A 16,084-nucleotide genomic window follows, 5' to 3' on the forward strand; every position below is an offset into this window, starting at 1 on the left:
CGCTTATTGTTGTTGAAAATATTGTTTTACCAGCTTATCATAAGTAGGCATAGCGTGATAATGCCATTTATTAATGATAGTACCGTTTTTAAGCAATAAAACTCCTGGATTAGCGCGCACCATACTTTTAAGCGGAACGCCGTCGGCATAAAAGATCTCGCTCATTACTTTATGCGCTTTGGCAAAAGCATTTGCACTTTGTGCCGAGTTTGACGTAAGCAATATAGTGCGTATGTTATAGTTTTCGGTAGCGTTTATGGCTAGCGCATTTAAGCGGTTTATAGCTTCGCCATCGGTTTTGTCAAGATCGTAGGCTACGATGACCAGGCTGTAGAAAGGATTGGAGAGTAACTCTTTAGTATAATCATTGCCCTGCCCGTCCTGTATGGAAAGGTCGCGTATTTTAGGTTCAAAACCTTTTTTGATCAGGCGGCTTTCCGGGTTACCTACAACTTCCCAGTTGGCATCCTTCCAGATATTGGTTTTAAGATATTCCTTATCGCTCATGATCTTGGTTTCGCCTGTCTTTTTGTTTTTGAGGGTATAGGTAACTTCAAATACATCAAGTGGTGCGCCCGGTGGCGTTTTCATTTCATCCAATATATTGGCGCCTATTTTATAAGGTAAAAAATCAATAACAGGCATAAAGTTATACGTATAAATACCAAACCCTACGGATACAATGGCGGCACCGATCAGCCATTTATCGCCAGTTTTAGGCTTAAACAAAGGTTTTATTTTTGTGCGATTAATAAACAATGCCAATACCAACACCAGTAAAACCATGTCCTTACTGAACGATTGCCAAGGTGTTAGTGGAATGGCATCGCCAAAACAACCACAGGTTTGCACCACCTTAAAAAAGGCTGAGTAAAAAGTTAAGAAACCAAAAAAGATAATGAGCAGCAATAATCCCCAGGTAACCTTTACTGCACGTACACCCATAAGTAAAGCAAAACCCAAAAGCATTTCAAGAGCACATAACAAAATGGCAATACTCAGGGCAAAGCCATTTAAAAACATCAGGTGGAAAACCTCAAAATATTCTTCCAGCTTATAGGAAAAACCCAATGGGTCATTAGCCTTGATCAGGCCCGAAAAAATAAATAGCAGGCCAACCGCTATCCTGCAAAACCAAATGAGGCTGTTTTTCATTTATTAGTTTATTATACTCCAAGTTTAATTAAAGCGAATACTGAGTAGTTCAGCATGTCCTGGTAATTGGCCTTTACCCCTTCTGATGCTTCGGTAAGGCCCAGGTTATCCTCAATTTGTTTAACGCGCAGCAGCTTCATCAATATCAGGTCGGTTAATGAGCTGATGCGCATATCGCGCCAGGCTTCGCCATAGTCATGGTTTTTGGCAAACATTAACTCTTTAGTCTCCAATACCTTTTCATCAAATAACCTTTCTACATGATCGGGTGCAAGTTCTACAGGGGTATCTGAAGTGCAATCCAACTGCATCATGGCTATAACGCAGTAGTTTACTATCCCAATATACTCGCCGGTAATATCCTCACCTACTTTTGATACCTTCTTTTCTTCAAGTGTACGTATACGCTGGGCTTTAATAAATATCTGATCGGTGATGGATTGCGGGCGCAATATGCGCCAGGCGGTTCCGTAATCGCGGGTCTTTTTCATGAAAAGGCCCTTACATATGTTAATAACTGCGTCGTATTCTGCGGATGTGTTAGCCAAATGCTGAAATGTTTTAATGTTTAAACGTTTAAATGTTGGGCTGCGCCAATGTTGCAAAGTTAATTTAACTTTACAACATTTAAACTTTGCAACACTAAAACTGACTTGGCTAAAGATACATTTTTTCATAAAAAGGTTACCCTAAATGCAGGTGGTAAACTTATCGACATATCTTCTCCAAAAGTTATGGGGATCATTAACATTACTCCCGACTCATTTTATGCCGGCAGCCGCAAACCCGGCGTTGACGAAGCCCTGCAGCAAGCTGAAAAAATGCTGACCGAAGGGGCCACTTTTTTAGATATTGGGGCCTATTCATCCCGCCCCGGTGCCACTGATATTTCCACTGCCGAAGAAACCGACCGCTTACTGCCCGTTGTGGAGGCCATCGCATCCGCTTTTCCTGATGCAATACAGTCTATTGATACCTTTCGCGCGCAAGTTGCCGAAACGGCCATCAAAGCCGGCGCGCATATTATTAATGATATATCCGGCGGGCAGTTGGATGAGGATATGTTTGCTACCGTAGCCCGACTGAAGGTTCCTTATATTTTAATGCATATGAAAGGTGCCCCGCAAAATATGAATCAACTGGCGCAGTATGATGATGTATTTACAGAAGTGCTTGATTATTTTGTATCCCGATATCAGCAACTAAAGCAACTGGGTGTTCATGATGTTATTATTGATCCCGGCTTTGGCTTTGCCAAGAAGCCCGAACATGGCTATGCGCTCATGAATCGCCTGCAGGAGTTTGATATACTCAGGCTGCCTATGTTGGTGGGTATATCCCGCAAAAAAATGATCTACAGTTTGTTGGGTGGTACTGCTGCCGAAGCGTTGAATGGAACCACCGTTTTAAACACCATAGGTTTGATGAAGGGCGCTAATATTTTAAGGGTACATGATGTGAAAGAGGCAGTTGAGGCGGTGAAGATTTGGGAGGCTGTTAAGGGGAACTCGGTTTACTGAAGCTTTTTTAAATATTTATAACTGCTACCATCCTTAAGGAGTACTTTTTTATTCCAAAACGTATCATCATCTAAGGTATTGTTTGAATAACCCCATTTGGTTAATGTGCCTAACGTTTTAGTAATAACATTGTCTGTGTAATCGCCTTTCTTTAAAGCATTAGGTTTAACCAATTGCCATTCATATATTTCATTGGTTTTAGGCAGCAACACAAAATATCTTACCGATATTCCGCCATTTTCATCTGTAATTGATATGGGATTAAGCACAACATGTTTATCCTTTGGATATATGAGGTTGTAGTCGCTTAGTGTATATCTTTTGATGTGGTTAAGTTTTAATTTAACCTGCTTATCATAAAATGGGAAAAGATATTTTTTTTTCACATCATCACGAAAACTGTTATCCTCCGTTTCCTTTTCTTTTTTTAGCTCGTCAGCCACCAGTATATATAAGCCTATATAATCCCGGTTTTCCAACTCATCACTGGCCCACATATTCTTATATTTTTCCCAGTTGGGGTCTTTTCGCTTGTCGGTTATCTTTTCAAATAGTTTACCTTCCCAAAATTCCAGACCCGGCTCGGCTGTGTTGTCCTTAAAAAAGCCCCATTCCTGTAAATTATTCAAATAGTCAATTTTGCCTCCATTTAAGCTGGCAGCATCAAAGTAGGTTACCTCTGATTTTGCATAGTACCACTTGTTCTCATATAATATTCCCTTAACTATATAAGCGTAAGTTTGAGGTTTTTGATCCAGATAACCGGGCTCATGAATGTTTTTTGACGTTATAACTTTAACATTCTGATCCTGTTTATCACCCAGTAAGGTTTTAGCATCTTTTTTGTCAATAGTTTTGATAAAAAACGCAACGAATTTTGAACTGTCGCTATTATAAAAACACTGATACAGATCTGCCAGGTTAATTTCCTTGTCCGTAATGGAGATTACTTTTTTTATTAAAGCAGCCTCAACAGTTTGGGGGTAAATAGTTGTTTCAATAAATGCCGCTCTTTTCTCTGCCAACTCTTTTTCATTAATTAAAGTAGCATTGTGTGATGCTATTTGAAAAAGCACATCGGGCATGGCTGCTGCCATAGCGTTATTTATCGTGCAACCAATAGAGCCCTGTTCGCAAGAAAATTCAAATCCGGGGTTGTTCCAATTGCCCTGGTACTCCTTATCAACAAGCAATTTGTTGGCTTTCAATTCATATAATTGTAGTTGCAGTCTGCACCAAGTTTGGCCATTTTGCTTATAAAAAGAAATTTTAGGTAAGTTTAGTATATATGGTGTTTGCTGTTCTTTGGCCAGCTTTTGCAAATCCATTAAATTGTCTTTTGACTTTTCGTCTCTCAGTAAAACCAGGCAATTAGTAAACCGCTCATAAAAACGATAGGTGAGATATTGTTGAGATAAAAAAGAAACCTGTTTGAAAATATCCATGTGCTGAAGAAAGCTGATGCTACTTTGTTGCATCAGTTTGATATTCTCAGGTTGAACATTACTCCCAGCCTTTGGATCAGCCAATGATGCCTCAGCCTGTAGAGCCATATTAGTTAATTCTGCATTCTTTGCGTCAATTTCTGTTTGGAGACTTGGGTCAAAATTATGATCGCCAGGGGCTAATATTAATAATTGAGGCTCATAAGCAGTCTGGGCTACAGATGGTAAACAGGTGTGTATGGATAGTAATAATATAAAGGCGATCTTTTTCATTGATAAGGTTTATCGGTTGAATATAATTTGAATATATTTAGTTTCCCAATTTTTACTAAGCTTAACATGAAAAAAATACTCCTTTTAAACCTCATCATAATCTTATCAATGAATGCCTTTGCTCAGCAAACAGACCAAGATGCCATAAAACAAACGGTTAACAAAATGTTAGACGCCATGCGCAAGGGCGACAGTACTTTGCTGCGGTCGACTTTTGCTAAAGGTATTGCCTTTCAGGGGGTAGCCAATAAAAAGGATGGCCCGGTAGCCCTTGAAACCGAAAACGCGGATGATTTTATAAAAGCGGTAGGCACACCGCATAAAGGCGTATGGGACGAACGGGTAACCTTTAAAGATATTAAAATTGACGGCCCACTGGCCAGCGTTTGGGCGCCATACAAATTTTACTTAGACGATAAATTCAGCCATTGCGGAGTTGATGTTTTCCAGCTGATGAAAACTAAGGATGGCTGGAGGATCATTTATATAGTTGATACCCGCCGTAAAGATAATTGCCCGGAGTAATGATACTTACAAAACCCCCAGCTTTACCATACCATAAAACAAGCCGGCGCAATGCATGGCCTGTACCACTTTATTTTCAAGCAGCAGTTGTTTTACTTCGGGGATGGTGTATTCTTCAACAATTAGTTCCTCATGATCATCAAGTGCTTGCTCCTGAACTTTTTTGCCACCTTTAGCCAGATAGGTAAGAGTTTGGTTATTGGCCGTAGACGGATTGCCGTAAACGGTGCAAAGCAACTCAAAGTCATCAAACTGGTAACCGGTTTCTTCCAGCAGTTCGCGGCGCAGGCCTTCTACCGGCGATTCATTCCCATCAATCACCCCGCCAGGAATTTCCAGTGATATGATTCCAGCGGCATGACGATATTGTTTAACCATGAGTACTTTATTGTCTTCGGTTATAGCAACTGCATTAACCCAGTTGCTGTATTCTAAAACGTAGTAATCATCAACAATGCGACCGTTGGGCATTTCGCATTTATCGACACGGAGGGTAGCCCAGGGGCCTTTATGTATATAGTGGGATGAAAGTAATTTCCAGGTGAGATCTTTAGACATAGTTGTTTTGTAGAAATTGATAGATGGAATTTCGTTTATTGATGTTTTCGAACGATGAGCGGTGGTGTTTTTGCTCTAACCAGTCAAAAATGAGTAACACCTTTTGCAATGCCAACAGGGTTTCGGGACTCGGGTTAAATGGCTCGTAATACATGTATAATAGCTGCGCCAGAGCCTCAAGCTTATCAGGGTGATAGTTTTGCTTTTCCAATAAGAGCTCAAACTCATCGGTAGTTAGTTCAAGCAGTTCCTGTAGTTTAATATCAAACTCATTCTGCAGCATGGTATCTGCCAGCTTAATAAATTCGTCAGGCTTGGCTTCTGCTTTAAGGCCCGCCAGGCGGGCCATCATGAGCGTAATTTTTTCTAACTCGTTTAATATATAATCTTTAAACATGGGGCTTGGAATTAGGGTCTGAATTTACTACCAGCTGCCGCTTGATCCGCCGCCGCCGCCACTGCCACCGCCAAAGCCTCCAAAACCGCCGCCGCCACTGTTGCCACCTCCTGAGAAACCGCCCCAATCAGAACCGCTGCTTCTGCCGCTTCCGCCAAGCAAACTGCCTGCTAAAAACCACCAGAACGGACTTGCGCCCCCTCTGCGGCCAATGATCTGCCGGCCACCGCCGCCGCCACCACGATTACGGAATACGACGATAAGGATAACTACTATAATAATAATTAATATAAGTGCACTGCCACCGCTTTTGCCCGATTTTTGTTCTTTTTTCTCGGCTTTATATTCGCCTTTGGTGTATTTTATGATGTTGCTGGTAGCGGCGTCCAAACCGCCATAATAATCGCCCTGCTTAAAGTGGGGTTTCATATCACGCTGAATTATTTCCTGGGTTATAATATCGGGCAAAGCACCTTCGGCCCCATAACCAGTTTGGATAGACATTTTACGGTCTCCCATGGCCACCAACACTAAAATGCCATTGTTTTTATCTTTTTGCCCAATTCCCCATTTACGTAATAATGCTACTCCGTAAGCATTAATGTCATAACTGCCTACCGATTTAAGGATCACCACAGCAATTTGAGTAGAGGTAGAATCATTAAAAGCAACCAGTTTATTTTCCAAACGCTGCTTATCGTCGGCAGATAGGGTATTGGTATAATCTGTAACCAGCGTGGTTGACCGCTCTGGAAAATCCTGCGCAAGTGCTATAAAAGTGCAAAGCAACAGGCTAAAGAACAATATGATTTTTTTGAACATAAGTTTAAAGATTAATTGCCATCCATAAAGGAGATATCATCTGGCAATTCATTGTTATCATCCTGTGCGTGCGGAAAATATTTTTGCAGCTGCTCTCCGGCAATTTTTAAACCGGTAACAATACCCTCCACAATGTCGCCATACTTAAAATGCTTCAGCATTTCTTCTTTGGTGTCATCCCAAAAATTAGCCGGAACCACCTGATTTATGCCTGCATCACCTATAATAGCAAACTTACGGTCTACCGTAGCTACATAGATCAATACGCCATGGCGCAGTGTAGTTTTATGCATATTAAGCTGAAAAAAATATTTGGCCGCGCGGTCAAGTACATCTTCGCTGCATTTTTTTTCAATACACACGCGAATCTCGCCCGAACTGCGGTTCTCAGCCTCTTCAATGGCTCCGCGAATCCGCTGCTGCTCTTCTTCGTTAAATACTGCCATAGGTATGATTTCACTGATTTTTAAAAGATTACACCGATTGCTTCTGTAATTGCTTTGATACTCACTGATTATATTATAATCAGCGTAATCATCTCAACAATCGGTGAAATCAATGATAATTAAAATTGAACTTTAGGCGCTTTGTCAGATCCGGGTTCGGCGGTAAAGTAGCCCTTTTCGCTAAAGCCAAACATTTTAGCAGTTATATTGGCCGGGAACGAACGGATCTTGGTATTGAATTCCTGTACAGCAGTATTAAAATCCTGTCGGGATACCTGTATGCGGTTTTCGGTTCCTTCAATTTGAGCTTGCAAACCCAGGAAGTTTTCGTTGGTCTTTAAGTTAGGATAATTTTCGGTTACTGCCAGCAACCTGCCCAATGCCGAGCTTAGTTCGCCCTGTGCAGCCTGAAAAGCCTTGATTGACTCTGGGGTTAATTTGGTAGGGTCAACCTGAACGGCTGTTGCTTTAGCACGGGCTTCAACAACTGCGGTAAGCGTACTTTTTTCGAAATTAGCAGCGCCCTTAACTGTATTTACCAGATTAGGTATCAGATCGCTGCGGCGTTGATACTGGCTTTGAACGGCCGCCCATTTAGTTTTTACGTTTTCGTCCATTTTAACCATGCTGTTATAACTGCATGAGCTTAATGACATGGCCGCCGTTATAATTAATATTACTGATAATAGCTTTTTCATTTAATTATGCTTTTTTGAGATGTGTTTTCATTTAGATTACAAAACGCGTACCGTTGTTACAATTAGTAATTGTTATGACAACATGTCAAGATACACATCTCTAAAGATAATTAAAACATTTGTCTGAACCATGATTTCTACGATTAAAGAACAATCAGGATCCTAATTAATAATAAAGCCGGAGATTAATTAGTATAAACTAATGATTTATTAGAAATTAAGGCAGGATGTTTATAATAGGATAAGTTCAAGCAGAGGGCGCTTGAACTGGCATAGGTTGTTGAAAATTAAGGTAATCTCTTTTTTGCCTGAACCATTGTTCGGACAAAAAGGGGGCAGGGTAAGGCTTACCCTGCCAAACAATGTTGCTCACGCATAGTAAGCTGACTGATCATATCTTTTAATATATTGCGAGCCCTGTACAGGGTAGTGCGCGATAACAGTTCAGACATACCCAATGATGAACCAATTTCCTGGTGCGAGTAACCTTCAATGGCATACATATTAAATACGGAACGATAAGTTTTAGGTAGTTTTTGTACCAGTTTCATCAGATCTTTTGCTTCCAGCTCGTTATCGTTATATGATTTGCTCATAGGCATACTGCTTTCGGCAGCAAAATCATCAACCAAAACCATTGGCTTTAATTTACGATAGCGCGAAATTGCACAATGTACCATAATGCGGCGAATCCACCCTTCCAGGCTGCCATCGCCACGGTAATTGTTCATGTTCCTGAACATTTTTATAAAACCTTCCTGCAGTATATCCTGCGCTTCGTCTTTATCAGTTGCATAGCGCATGCAAACTGCCAGCATTTTTGGTGCTAATAATCTGTATAGTTGTTCCTGTTGCTTGCGGTCGTTTTGTAAACATCCTTCCCAAATGGTCATCAAGCGGTCTTCGGCGATATTCATCTTGTTGTTGTTATTTTTATAATGACCCTATGCCAATATAGATGCCATGTTATAATCTACTGATAATTAGGTGTTTGTAATTTAAAGGTCACTTGAAACTGTTCGATAGCGGACGGTTGTTGTGCACTGGCGAACAGTTTGACCCAATCCCCCCTTCGGGGAGGGCTTTAAATATCAACTCGATTAAAGAATGTTTTGGTTGTGATTTTTCAAAAGTCTCCCCCTTTGGAGGAGATTTAAAGGGGGTTTCCTACCTTTGCACAAATCCGGGATAAAAACCCGGCATATAGTATGATAAAAGAAACAGAGATAGTATGCCCTCCCGGGCAACAGGAAGACGAAGTTGTTATAACACGTTTAGCCGCGGCTTCGTTAAATATCCAGCCCCAAAATATTTCGGCAGTAAAAGTATTAAAGCGTTCCATTGACGCCCGCGGCCGTAAGGTGGTTTACCGGATGCAAGTACAGGTATTTTTAGATCAGGCATTTCAGCCCGAAATATTTACGATAAATTATCCCGATGTACAGTTTGGCCGCCCGGTTATTATTGTGGGTGCAGGGCCTGCGGGAATATTTGCTGCACTTCAGTGTATCCAATCCGGATTAAAGCCGGTTATTATTGAGCGGGGCAAGGATGTAAAACAACGCCGTCGTGATCTGGCCAACATCAATAAACAGGGCCTTGTTAACCCCGAATCAAATTATTGCTTTGGCGAAGGCGGTGCCGGTACTTACTCCGACGGTAAATTATATACCCGATCAACCAAGCGTGGCGACGTGAACCAAGTATTGAAAATGTTTGTAACCCATGGCGCATCTGAGGATATATTGATTGATGCCCGCCCGCATATCGGCACCAATAAACTACCACAGATCATTACCGCCATGCGCGAAACCATATTGAATGCCGGCGGCGAAATATTGTTTGATACAAAAGTTGCCGCCTTATTGGTGGAGTTTGGCAAAATAAAAGGTGTTAAACTGGCAAGTGGCGAAAAGTTAACATCAGATGTGGTGATATTAGCCACCGGCCACTCAGCAAGGGATGTTTTTGAGATGCTGCACCATCAGCATATATTGATCGAGGCTAAACCCTTTGCCTTAGGGGTACGGATTGAGCATCCGCAGGAAATTATTGACCGCGCGCAGTACCACTGTGAATACCGCGGCCCCGATCTGCCGCCGTCCTATTATAACCTGGTGGAGCAGGTAGATGACCGGGGAGTGTTCTCCTTTTGTATGTGCCCCGGTGGTATTATAGCCCCCTGTGCAACCGAGGCTAATGAAATTGTGGTGAACGGCTGGAGTCCGTCAAAACGGAATAATCCCTTTGCCAACTCGGGCACAGTAGTACAGATTAATATGGAGGATGTGGCAGGCGATGATAATGATCCGTTTAAAATGCTTCATTTTCAGCAGCAGATAGAGCATGCCGCGTTTTTAGCCGGCGGAGGTAGTCTTGTAGCGCCGGGCCAGCGTATGGTTGATTTTGTGGAAGGCCGCTTATCGAATGATCTGCCGGTAAACTCCTATCTGCCGGGCACTAAAAGCACCGAGCTTAAAGAAGTATTACCTTTATGGATCCATCGGCGGTTACAAAAAGCATTACCTGCATTCGGTAAAAAAATGAAGGGCTATTATACAAATGAGGCTATATTAGTAGGAGTGGAATCGCGCACATCGTCGCCGGTAAAAGTTCCGCGCGATAAAGAAACACTGCAGCACCCGCAGGTTCAGGGTTTGTTTCCGTGTGGCGAAGGCGCGGGTTACGCGGGTGGCATTATTTCTGCTGCTATAGATGGTATTAACTGCGCATTGGCTACTTTAAAAATATTATCATGAGCATTTCAAAAGAACTTTCGCACCAGTTAGAAAACATATTATCGGGCGATCCCTGGTATGGTTCGCCGGTTTATGACATTGTTGAAGGCATTAGCTTTGAAGCTGCCTATGAAAAGCCGCCCGGTTCAGTCCATAATATAGCTGAGATTGTTTTACACATGATTGCCTGGACAGAAGAAGTGATGGACAGGATGAACGGCTTAACCGCAGGAGTGCCGATCAGCGGCGACTGGCCCGAAACCGGCAGCCCCGAGGAACAAAAATGGCAGAATTATGTTGATGATTTGAAACTGGTTAATGTAAATTTGGTGGGCGTCATCCAAAACTTTCCCCCGGAACAATGGAGTGAAGCTATTAACGACGAAAGGAACCGCGAATTGGGAACCGGTGTAACTTATGAAGAGCTCATCAACGGACTGATACAGCATCATATATATCACTCGGCCCAGATTGCGTTATTAAACAGAATAATAAATGGCTGATAAAAAAACATTGGTATTAGGTGCCACGCCCGATACCAGCAGATACGCTTATCTGGCATCAAACCGCTTGGTGAGCAAAGGACATACCATAGTAAATGTGGGAATAAAAACCGGAGAGGTTGCAGGCGTACCCATCGAAAAGCCCGAAACCATCCATCATGATATTGATACGGTAACTTTATATGTTGGTCCGCAAAACCAACCATCCTTATACAATTATATATTAGATACCAATCCTAAGCGTATCATATTTAATCCAGGAACGGAAAACTCCGAACTGCGTCGTATGGCCAATGAAAAAGGTATTGAAACAGAATATGCCTGTACACTGGTGCTGTTATCAGTAGGAGGTTATTAGCCCCTAACCCCCTGAAGGGGGAACTTTTGATTTGCAAATTATTTTAGAGACACATTATTATGTGTCTCTTTTTTTGAACCCCGATTTAAGGATGATTAGGGCCTTTAACTTTACAAGTACAAAAAATCCGGGTAATCCCTTAATCCCATAAATCATAGTTCAGACAAAAGTTCAGAAAATTCCCCCACGCTAATCAAAAGCTCCCCCTTCAGGGGGCTGGGGGGCTGGCGCCTGATTTATAATCCTGATCTCCTTTGGATAATAATTATTAATACGATTAGGCAGTAGTTTGGCCCAACCCAGTGCATGACCTTCAAAGGTCATCAGGCTCCATCCCTTTTCTGTAGTGTTTATGTCGATGTTGTCGCGGCGCAGGTATTGTATAGCCTGGTCATGGTTAAGCGGGGTTTGTAAAACAACATCCTTATTAATAATAGTACTTAAAGCCAGTTCATGATCGGGTATCAGATCTTTTCCCATTAACTTACCTACACGTACTCCCGATTTTTTAAGGTATAGATGTCGCTGTAAAATATTCAGGCTTTCCTTGTGTTCGCGGTTAATGGCCAGCCAGTCGTCGTTCACTTTAAAATAATAAAAATTATCAGGATTGTTGATGTAGGTTTTCACCTGGTCAATTTCCTTGCTGCTAATTTTTTGTTGCATGTTGTTTTTAAAGGAGCCAAGTTCGCCGGTGTTGTCTCTCTTTTTAAGACAGGCGGCAAATAAGCCCTCGCCCTTTACCTGGCCCGGATAAAAACGGTATCCCCACGCTTTTTGCTGTGCCGATTCGGTTTCAACAATACCCCACTCCTTATATATAGGTATACGTATGCTTTCCAGGTCAAACTCCAGGCAAAGCCAATCCAGTATATCTTCGTTTTCCTGGTGCGAATAAGAGCAGGTACTATATATAAGGTATCCATCCTGGTTTAAGGCAGGCAGTATGTCTGCCAGTATGCGTTCCTGTCGCTGGTGGCAAAGTTCTACGTTGGCCTCAGACCATTCGTTCATGGCCTGCGGATCTTTCCTGAACATGCCCGAGCCCGAGCAGGGGGCGTCAACCAGAATAATATCAAAAAAGCTTTTCAGCCGGCCTATGTCTTTTGGATCATTATTGCTTACAATAACGTTTGATTGCCCCCAGCGGCTCAGGTTATCAGTTAATACAGGTACCCGGGTTTTAATAATTTCATTGGCCACCAGTAAATCTTCAGCCCCGATAGCTGAATTAAGGAGCGTGCTTTTGCCGCCGGGTGCTGCGCAAAGGTCAAGTACTTTTACCGGTTGCTGCTTGTTTTGCCTGATATGTTTAAGTATATGATCAATAAACATAGACGATGCTTCCTGTACATAATAACATCCGGCATGAAAAAGCGGGTCGAAAGTGAACGATGGACGGGTGTTTAAATAAAAACCATCGGCACACCAGGGCACTTGTTGATCTGTTTTCAGGGCCGAAAGCTTAAAAGGATTTAACCTTATAGAGGTAGGTGCATCTAAAAACTGATGGGCATTTATAAAATTTTGCTCATCAAATCCGTTTTCTGCGCTTAATGAAGCCAGGAAGTTTTTGGGAAATGTGTAGTTGCTCATATACTTTTCAAATATACAAATAAGGTAAATGCTAATGTTTATAAGCAAAACAGGGTTGTTGCCGATGAATTTTGGGTTAGTTTTCAGGTAGTTGCAGAATTGTTTTAATTATTTGCAAATTTCTCTTGGTACGTAAGTAGTTTTCTCTGTACATTTGTGGCCGCTCAAGGAAAAAGGGCGTTGTTTTTTGAAGAATTAGCGAATAAAAAAAAGTTTAAAAAAGTGAAAATTTCACTTGACAAACAACAAAAAGATTCGCATCTTTGCAACCCGCAAGAAAGGAAGAAAAGAGGGGATTGAAAAGCGGGAAAGAGACTTAGAAAAATAAAAAAAAATAAGTTTTGGAAATAAGAAAAAGGTTTTTACCTTTGCACTCCCGAAACGAAGGAAGGAAAAAAGCGGAAACGCTGAGAGAGAAAGCGGGAAAGGTTAAAGCGATTTTAACCAGATAAAAAAGAGAAAGTTGACCGAGGTTAACGAGTAACAAAGAGAAGAAAGCTGACGCAGGTTGGTGAGTAAACAAAGAGAGAAGCCGGAGCGATTCCGGCGGACAAAAATGAAAAGTTAGGCCAAATGCAAATGCGGCAAAACATATAAGGCGGAACTGAGATAGGGAAGCTGAGAAGTTCTTTTAAGAAATAGAAAATCATGTAGTGTAACAACGCAACCAGAAGGAACCGTAAGGGGAATGAAGGAAGCGTAAGTTATGAGAAAACGAGAGAAACTGTATAAAGATACATTATATACAGATTCTATTATTAATAATAGGGTCAGTGACAAACAAAACATTTTACAATGGAGAGTTTGATCCTGGCTCAGGATGAACGCTAGCGGCAGGCCTAATACATGCAAGTCGGACGGGATTGGAGAGCTTGCTTTCCATGAGAGTGGCGCACGGGTGCGTAACACGTATGTAACCTACCTTGTTCAGGGGGATAGCCTCTCGAAAGAGAGATTAAGACCGCATAACATCATTGACTGGCATCTGTTAATGATCAAATATTTATAGGAACAAGATGGGCATGCGGAACATTAGCTAGTTGGTAAGGTAAAGGCTTACCAAGGCTACGATGTTTAGGGGATCTGAGAGGATGACCCCCCACACTGGTACTGAGACACGGACCAGACTCCTACGGGAGGCAGCAGTAAGGAATATTGGTCAATGGGCGCAAGCCTGAACCAGCCATGCCGCGTGCAGGAAGACGGCCCTACGGGTTGTAAACTGCTTTTATACCGGAATAAACCTCTTTACGTGTAAAGAGCTGAATGTACGGTAAGAATAAGGATCGGCTAACTCCGTGCCAGCAGCCGCGGTAATACGGAGGATCCAAGCGTTATCCGGATTTATTGGGTTTAAAGGGTGCGTAGGTGGTTCTTTAAGTCAGGGGTGAAAGACGGTAGCTTAACTATCGCAGTGCCTTTGATACTGAAGAACTTGAATACACTAGAGGTAGGCGGAATGTGACAAGTAGCGGTGAAATGCATAGATATGTCACAGAACACCAATTGCGAAGGCAGCTTACTATGGTGTCATTGACACTGAGGCACGAAAGCGTGGGGATCAAACAGGATTAGATACCCTGGTAGTCCACGCCCTAAACGATGAATACTCGATGTTGGCGATATACGGTCAGCGTCTAAGCGAAAGCGTTAAGTATTCCACCTGGGGAGTACGCCCGCAAGGGTGAAACTCAAAGGAATTGACGGGGGCCCGCACAAGCGGAGGAGCATGTGGTTTAATTCGATGATACGCGAGGAACCTTACCCGGGCTTGAAAGTTAGTGAATTGAGCAGAGACGCTCAAGTCCTTCGGGACACGAAACTAGGTGCTGCATGGCTGTCGTCAGCTCGTGCCGTGAGGTGTTGGGTTAAGTCCCGCAACGAGCGCAACCCCTATGTTTAGTTGCCAGCACGTCAAGGTGGGGACTCTAAACAGACTGCCTATGCAAATAGAGAGGAAGGAGGGGACGACGTCAAGTCATCATGGCCCTTACGTCCGGGGCTACACACGTGCTACAATGGGCAGTACAGAGGGCAGCTACCTGGCAACAGGATGCCAATCTCCAAAAGCTGTTCACAGTTCGGATCGGGGTCTGCAACTCGACCCCGTGAAGTTGGATTCGCTAGTAATCGCGTATCAGCAATGACGCGGTGAATACGTTCCCGGGCCTTGTACACACCGCCCGTCAAGCCATGGAAGCTGGAAGTGCCTGAAGTGCGTAACCGCAAGGAGCGTCCTAGGGTAAAGTCGGTAACTGGGGCTAAGTCGTAACAAGGTAGCCGTACCGGAAGGTGTGGCTGGAATACCTCCTTTCTGGAGCAGTTTCCCTTAAGTAACATAACAGTGTTACCTACATGATTATTTCTTAAAAATTAGATAAGGAGATGTTAGATATGAGATCTGAGACGAAAGTTTCAGCATTGATGTCTGGTAGCTCTACTATCTATTATAAACACAAAAAAGGAAACCCAAAAGATGAAGCCATCTATGTGGAGCGAAGCCGAAAGGTGAGCGAAGGATCAGGTTGGCAGGATGCAGTCCAAAGTCGGAGGTCATGAGTCAGAAAAGACTTGAGACTCAGAACTTAAGACTCAGAACTGCAAACTAAACAAAAAGTCCTGTAGCTCAGCTTGGTTAGAGCACTACACTGATAATGTAGGGGTCAGCAGTTCAAATCTGCTCGGGACTACTATAAAGGTAAGTTAAAAGTCGAAAGGAAAAAGTCAAAACTGCAAAGCAATGACATAATGACCGGATGATATAATGACGAAAACATCTTAAGGGGGATTAGCTCAGCTGGCTAGAGCACCTGCCTTGCACGCAGGGGGTCAACGGTTCGAATCCGTTATTCTCCACACACCCTCCGTTTTCCGAAAGGAAATAGGATATCATGCAAGCTGCTTAACCGTTGTTAAGTATGGGGTAAAGTTCTTTGACATATTGGAAGAAGTAATTGAAAAAGAGAAGACAACAGTATAGAGACGGTTGTTGGCTGTTAGAAATTACATGTTATAGGCAACGGGCAACCGGAACCAGACAACACGTAACG

At 42.6% G+C, this 16,084-nt stretch carries 15 protein-coding genes, 2 tRNA genes and 1 rRNA gene; 8 read left to right on the forward strand and 10 right to left on the reverse strand.

The window, feature by feature from the left end; genetic code table 11:
- Positions 1 to 3: 3 nt before the first annotated feature.
- Both AC1DRQ_RS03840 and AC1DRQ_RS03845 read right to left on the reverse strand, forming a co-directional pair.
- Positions 4 to 1,155, reverse strand: a complete 1,152-nt coding sequence (locus tag AC1DRQ_RS03840; protein WP_477422279.1) for a BT_3928 family protein — start codon at positions 1,153 to 1,155, stop codon at positions 4 to 6.
- An 11-nt stretch (positions 1,156 to 1,166) separates the two neighbouring features.
- Entirely contained in the window at positions 1,167 to 1,646 is a 480-nt protein-coding gene (locus AC1DRQ_RS03845) for a DUF1599 domain-containing protein (protein WP_477422280.1), read from the reverse strand.
- A 162-nt stretch (positions 1,647 to 1,808) separates the two neighbouring features.
- Between AC1DRQ_RS03845 and folP the strand changes: the two genes are divergently transcribed.
- The gene (gene folP / locus AC1DRQ_RS03850) at positions 1,809 to 2,675 is read left to right on the forward strand and encodes a dihydropteroate synthase (RefSeq protein ID WP_477422281.1); all 867 of its coding nucleotides are present in this window, start codon (positions 1,809 to 1,811) and stop codon (positions 2,673 to 2,675) included.
- Here the strand turns inward: folP and AC1DRQ_RS03855 are convergent.
- A complete protein-coding gene (locus tag AC1DRQ_RS03855; RefSeq protein ID WP_477422282.1) occupies positions 2,669 to 4,393 on the reverse strand; it encodes a hypothetical protein in 1,725 nt (574 codons plus the stop codon). The two genes, folP and AC1DRQ_RS03855, sit on opposite strands and share 7 nt — an antisense overlap.
- A 66-nt stretch (positions 4,394 to 4,459) precedes the next feature.
- On the opposite strand from AC1DRQ_RS03855, the gene AC1DRQ_RS03860 reads away from it, so the two are divergent.
- Positions 4,460 to 4,918, forward strand: a complete 459-nt coding sequence (locus AC1DRQ_RS03860; RefSeq protein WP_477422283.1) for a nuclear transport factor 2 family protein — start codon at positions 4,460 to 4,462, stop codon at positions 4,916 to 4,918.
- Between the two features lie 6 nt (positions 4,919 to 4,924).
- On the opposite strand, the gene AC1DRQ_RS03865 is transcribed toward AC1DRQ_RS03860, so the two are convergent.
- The 6 genes from AC1DRQ_RS03865 to AC1DRQ_RS03890 form a co-directional block, all read right to left on the reverse strand.
- Positions 4,925 to 5,476 carry an NUDIX hydrolase gene (locus tag AC1DRQ_RS03865; protein WP_429402119.1) on the reverse strand — a complete coding sequence of 184 codons (552 nt, stop codon included), beginning with the start codon at positions 5,474 to 5,476 and terminating at the stop codon, positions 4,925 to 4,927.
- Positions 5,469 to 5,873 carry a hypothetical protein gene (locus AC1DRQ_RS03870; protein WP_477422284.1) on the reverse strand — a complete coding sequence of 135 codons (405 nt, stop codon included), beginning with the start codon at positions 5,871 to 5,873 and terminating at the stop codon, positions 5,469 to 5,471. The genes AC1DRQ_RS03865 and AC1DRQ_RS03870 overlap by 8 nt, the downstream gene beginning before the upstream one ends.
- 27 nt (positions 5,874 to 5,900) lie before the next feature.
- Complete coding sequence (locus AC1DRQ_RS03875) at positions 5,901 to 6,695, reverse strand: TPM domain-containing protein (RefSeq protein WP_477422285.1); 795 nt, start codon at positions 6,693 to 6,695, stop codon at positions 5,901 to 5,903.
- An 11-nt stretch (positions 6,696 to 6,706) separates the two neighbouring features.
- The gene (locus AC1DRQ_RS03880; RefSeq protein WP_429402125.1) at positions 6,707 to 7,141 is read right to left on the reverse strand and encodes a TPM domain-containing protein; all 435 of its coding nucleotides are present in this window, start codon (positions 7,139 to 7,141) and stop codon (positions 6,707 to 6,709) included.
- Between the two features lie 119 nt (positions 7,142 to 7,260).
- The gene (locus AC1DRQ_RS03885; RefSeq protein ID WP_477422286.1) at positions 7,261 to 7,839 is read right to left on the reverse strand and encodes a LemA family protein; all 579 of its coding nucleotides are present in this window, start codon (positions 7,837 to 7,839) and stop codon (positions 7,261 to 7,263) included.
- Positions 7,840 to 8,186: 347 nt separating this feature from the next.
- Positions 8,187 to 8,756 carry an RNA polymerase sigma factor gene (locus tag AC1DRQ_RS03890; protein WP_477422287.1) on the reverse strand — a complete coding sequence of 190 codons (570 nt, stop codon included), beginning with the start codon at positions 8,754 to 8,756 and terminating at the stop codon, positions 8,187 to 8,189.
- Positions 8,757 to 9,047: 291 nt separating this feature from the next.
- On the opposite strand from AC1DRQ_RS03890, the gene AC1DRQ_RS03895 reads away from it, so the two are divergent.
- The 3 genes from AC1DRQ_RS03895 to AC1DRQ_RS03905 are packed head-to-tail and all read left to right on the forward strand — an operon-like array spanning position 9,048 to position 11,438.
- On the forward strand, positions 9,048 to 10,598 hold the full coding sequence (locus tag AC1DRQ_RS03895) for an NAD(P)/FAD-dependent oxidoreductase (RefSeq protein WP_477422288.1): 1,551 nt from the start codon (positions 9,048 to 9,050) through the stop codon (positions 10,596 to 10,598).
- A complete protein-coding gene (locus tag AC1DRQ_RS03900; protein WP_429402133.1) occupies positions 10,595 to 11,080 on the forward strand; it encodes a DinB family protein in 486 nt (161 codons plus the stop codon). Before AC1DRQ_RS03895 ends, AC1DRQ_RS03900 begins: the two co-directional genes overlap by 4 nt.
- Positions 11,073 to 11,438: a CoA-binding protein gene (locus AC1DRQ_RS03905; protein ID WP_477422289.1), complete on the forward strand. Its 366-nt coding sequence runs from the start codon at positions 11,073 to 11,075 to the stop codon at positions 11,436 to 11,438. The genes AC1DRQ_RS03900 and AC1DRQ_RS03905 overlap by 8 nt, the downstream gene beginning before the upstream one ends.
- Positions 11,439 to 11,627: 189 nt before the next feature.
- Here AC1DRQ_RS03905 and AC1DRQ_RS03910 read toward each other — a convergent pair whose 3' ends face one another.
- Complete coding sequence (locus tag AC1DRQ_RS03910) at positions 11,628 to 13,034, reverse strand: methyltransferase RsmF C-terminal domain-like protein (protein WP_477422290.1); 1,407 nt, start codon at positions 13,032 to 13,034, stop codon at positions 11,628 to 11,630.
- Positions 13,035 to 13,826: 792 nt separating this feature from the next.
- Here AC1DRQ_RS03910 and AC1DRQ_RS03915 point away from each other — a divergent pair.
- From AC1DRQ_RS03915 to AC1DRQ_RS03925, 3 genes are all read left to right on the forward strand, one after another.
- A 16S ribosomal RNA gene (locus tag AC1DRQ_RS03915) occupies positions 13,827 to 15,348 on the forward strand.
- Positions 15,349 to 15,649: 301 nt separating this feature from the next.
- Positions 15,650 to 15,724: transfer RNA gene (locus AC1DRQ_RS03920), tRNA-Ile, on the forward strand.
- Positions 15,725 to 15,816: 92 nt separating this feature from the next.
- Positions 15,817 to 15,890 (forward strand) — tRNA-Ala (locus tag AC1DRQ_RS03925).
- The last annotated feature ends 194 nt before the right edge of the window (positions 15,891 to 16,084 follow it).

The sequence above is a fragment of the Mucilaginibacter sp. P4_E8 genome (genome assembly GCF_056401495.1).

What these genes read in the sequence shown, in the direction of transcription:
- AC1DRQ_RS03840 (WP_477422279.1), bottom strand. Translation starts at nt 1,155, where the DNA reads ATGAAAAACAGCCTCATTTGGTTTTGCAGGATAGCGGTTGGCCTGCTA.
- AC1DRQ_RS03845 (WP_477422280.1), bottom strand. Translation starts at nt 1,646, where the DNA reads ATGAAAAAGACCCGCGATTACGGAACCGCCTGGCGCATATTGCGCCCG.
- AC1DRQ_RS03855 (WP_477422282.1), bottom strand. Translation starts at nt 4,393, where the DNA reads ATGAAAAAGATCGCCTTTATATTATTACTATCCATACACACCTGTTTA.
- AC1DRQ_RS03860 (WP_477422283.1), top strand. Translation starts at nt 4,460, where the DNA reads ATGAAAAAAATACTCCTTTTAAACCTCATCATAATCTTATCAATGAAT.
- AC1DRQ_RS03865 (WP_429402119.1), bottom strand. Translation starts at nt 5,476, where the DNA reads ATGTCTAAAGATCTCACCTGGAAATTACTTTCATCCCACTATATACAT.
- AC1DRQ_RS03870 (WP_477422284.1), bottom strand. Translation starts at nt 5,873, where the DNA reads ATGTTTAAAGATTATATATTAAACGAGTTAGAAAAAATTACGCTCATG.
- AC1DRQ_RS03875 (WP_477422285.1), bottom strand. Translation starts at nt 6,695, where the DNA reads ATGTTCAAAAAAATCATATTGTTCTTTAGCCTGTTGCTTTGCACTTTT.
- AC1DRQ_RS03880 (WP_429402125.1), bottom strand. Translation starts at nt 7,141, where the DNA reads ATGGCAGTATTTAACGAAGAAGAGCAGCAGCGGATTCGCGGAGCCATT.
- AC1DRQ_RS03885 (WP_477422286.1), bottom strand. Translation starts at nt 7,839, where the DNA reads ATGAAAAAGCTATTATCAGTAATATTAATTATAACGGCGGCCATGTCA.
- AC1DRQ_RS03890 (WP_477422287.1), bottom strand. Translation starts at nt 8,756, where the DNA reads ATGAATATCGCCGAAGACCGCTTGATGACCATTTGGGAAGGATGTTTA.
- AC1DRQ_RS03895 (WP_477422288.1), top strand. Translation starts at nt 9,048, where the DNA reads ATGATAAAAGAAACAGAGATAGTATGCCCTCCCGGGCAACAGGAAGAC.
- AC1DRQ_RS03900 (WP_429402133.1), top strand. Translation starts at nt 10,595, where the DNA reads ATGAGCATTTCAAAAGAACTTTCGCACCAGTTAGAAAACATATTATCG.
- AC1DRQ_RS03905 (WP_477422289.1), top strand. Translation starts at nt 11,073, where the DNA reads ATGGCTGATAAAAAAACATTGGTATTAGGTGCCACGCCCGATACCAGC.
- AC1DRQ_RS03910 (WP_477422290.1), bottom strand. Translation starts at nt 13,034, where the DNA reads ATGAGCAACTACACATTTCCCAAAAACTTCCTGGCTTCATTAAGCGCA.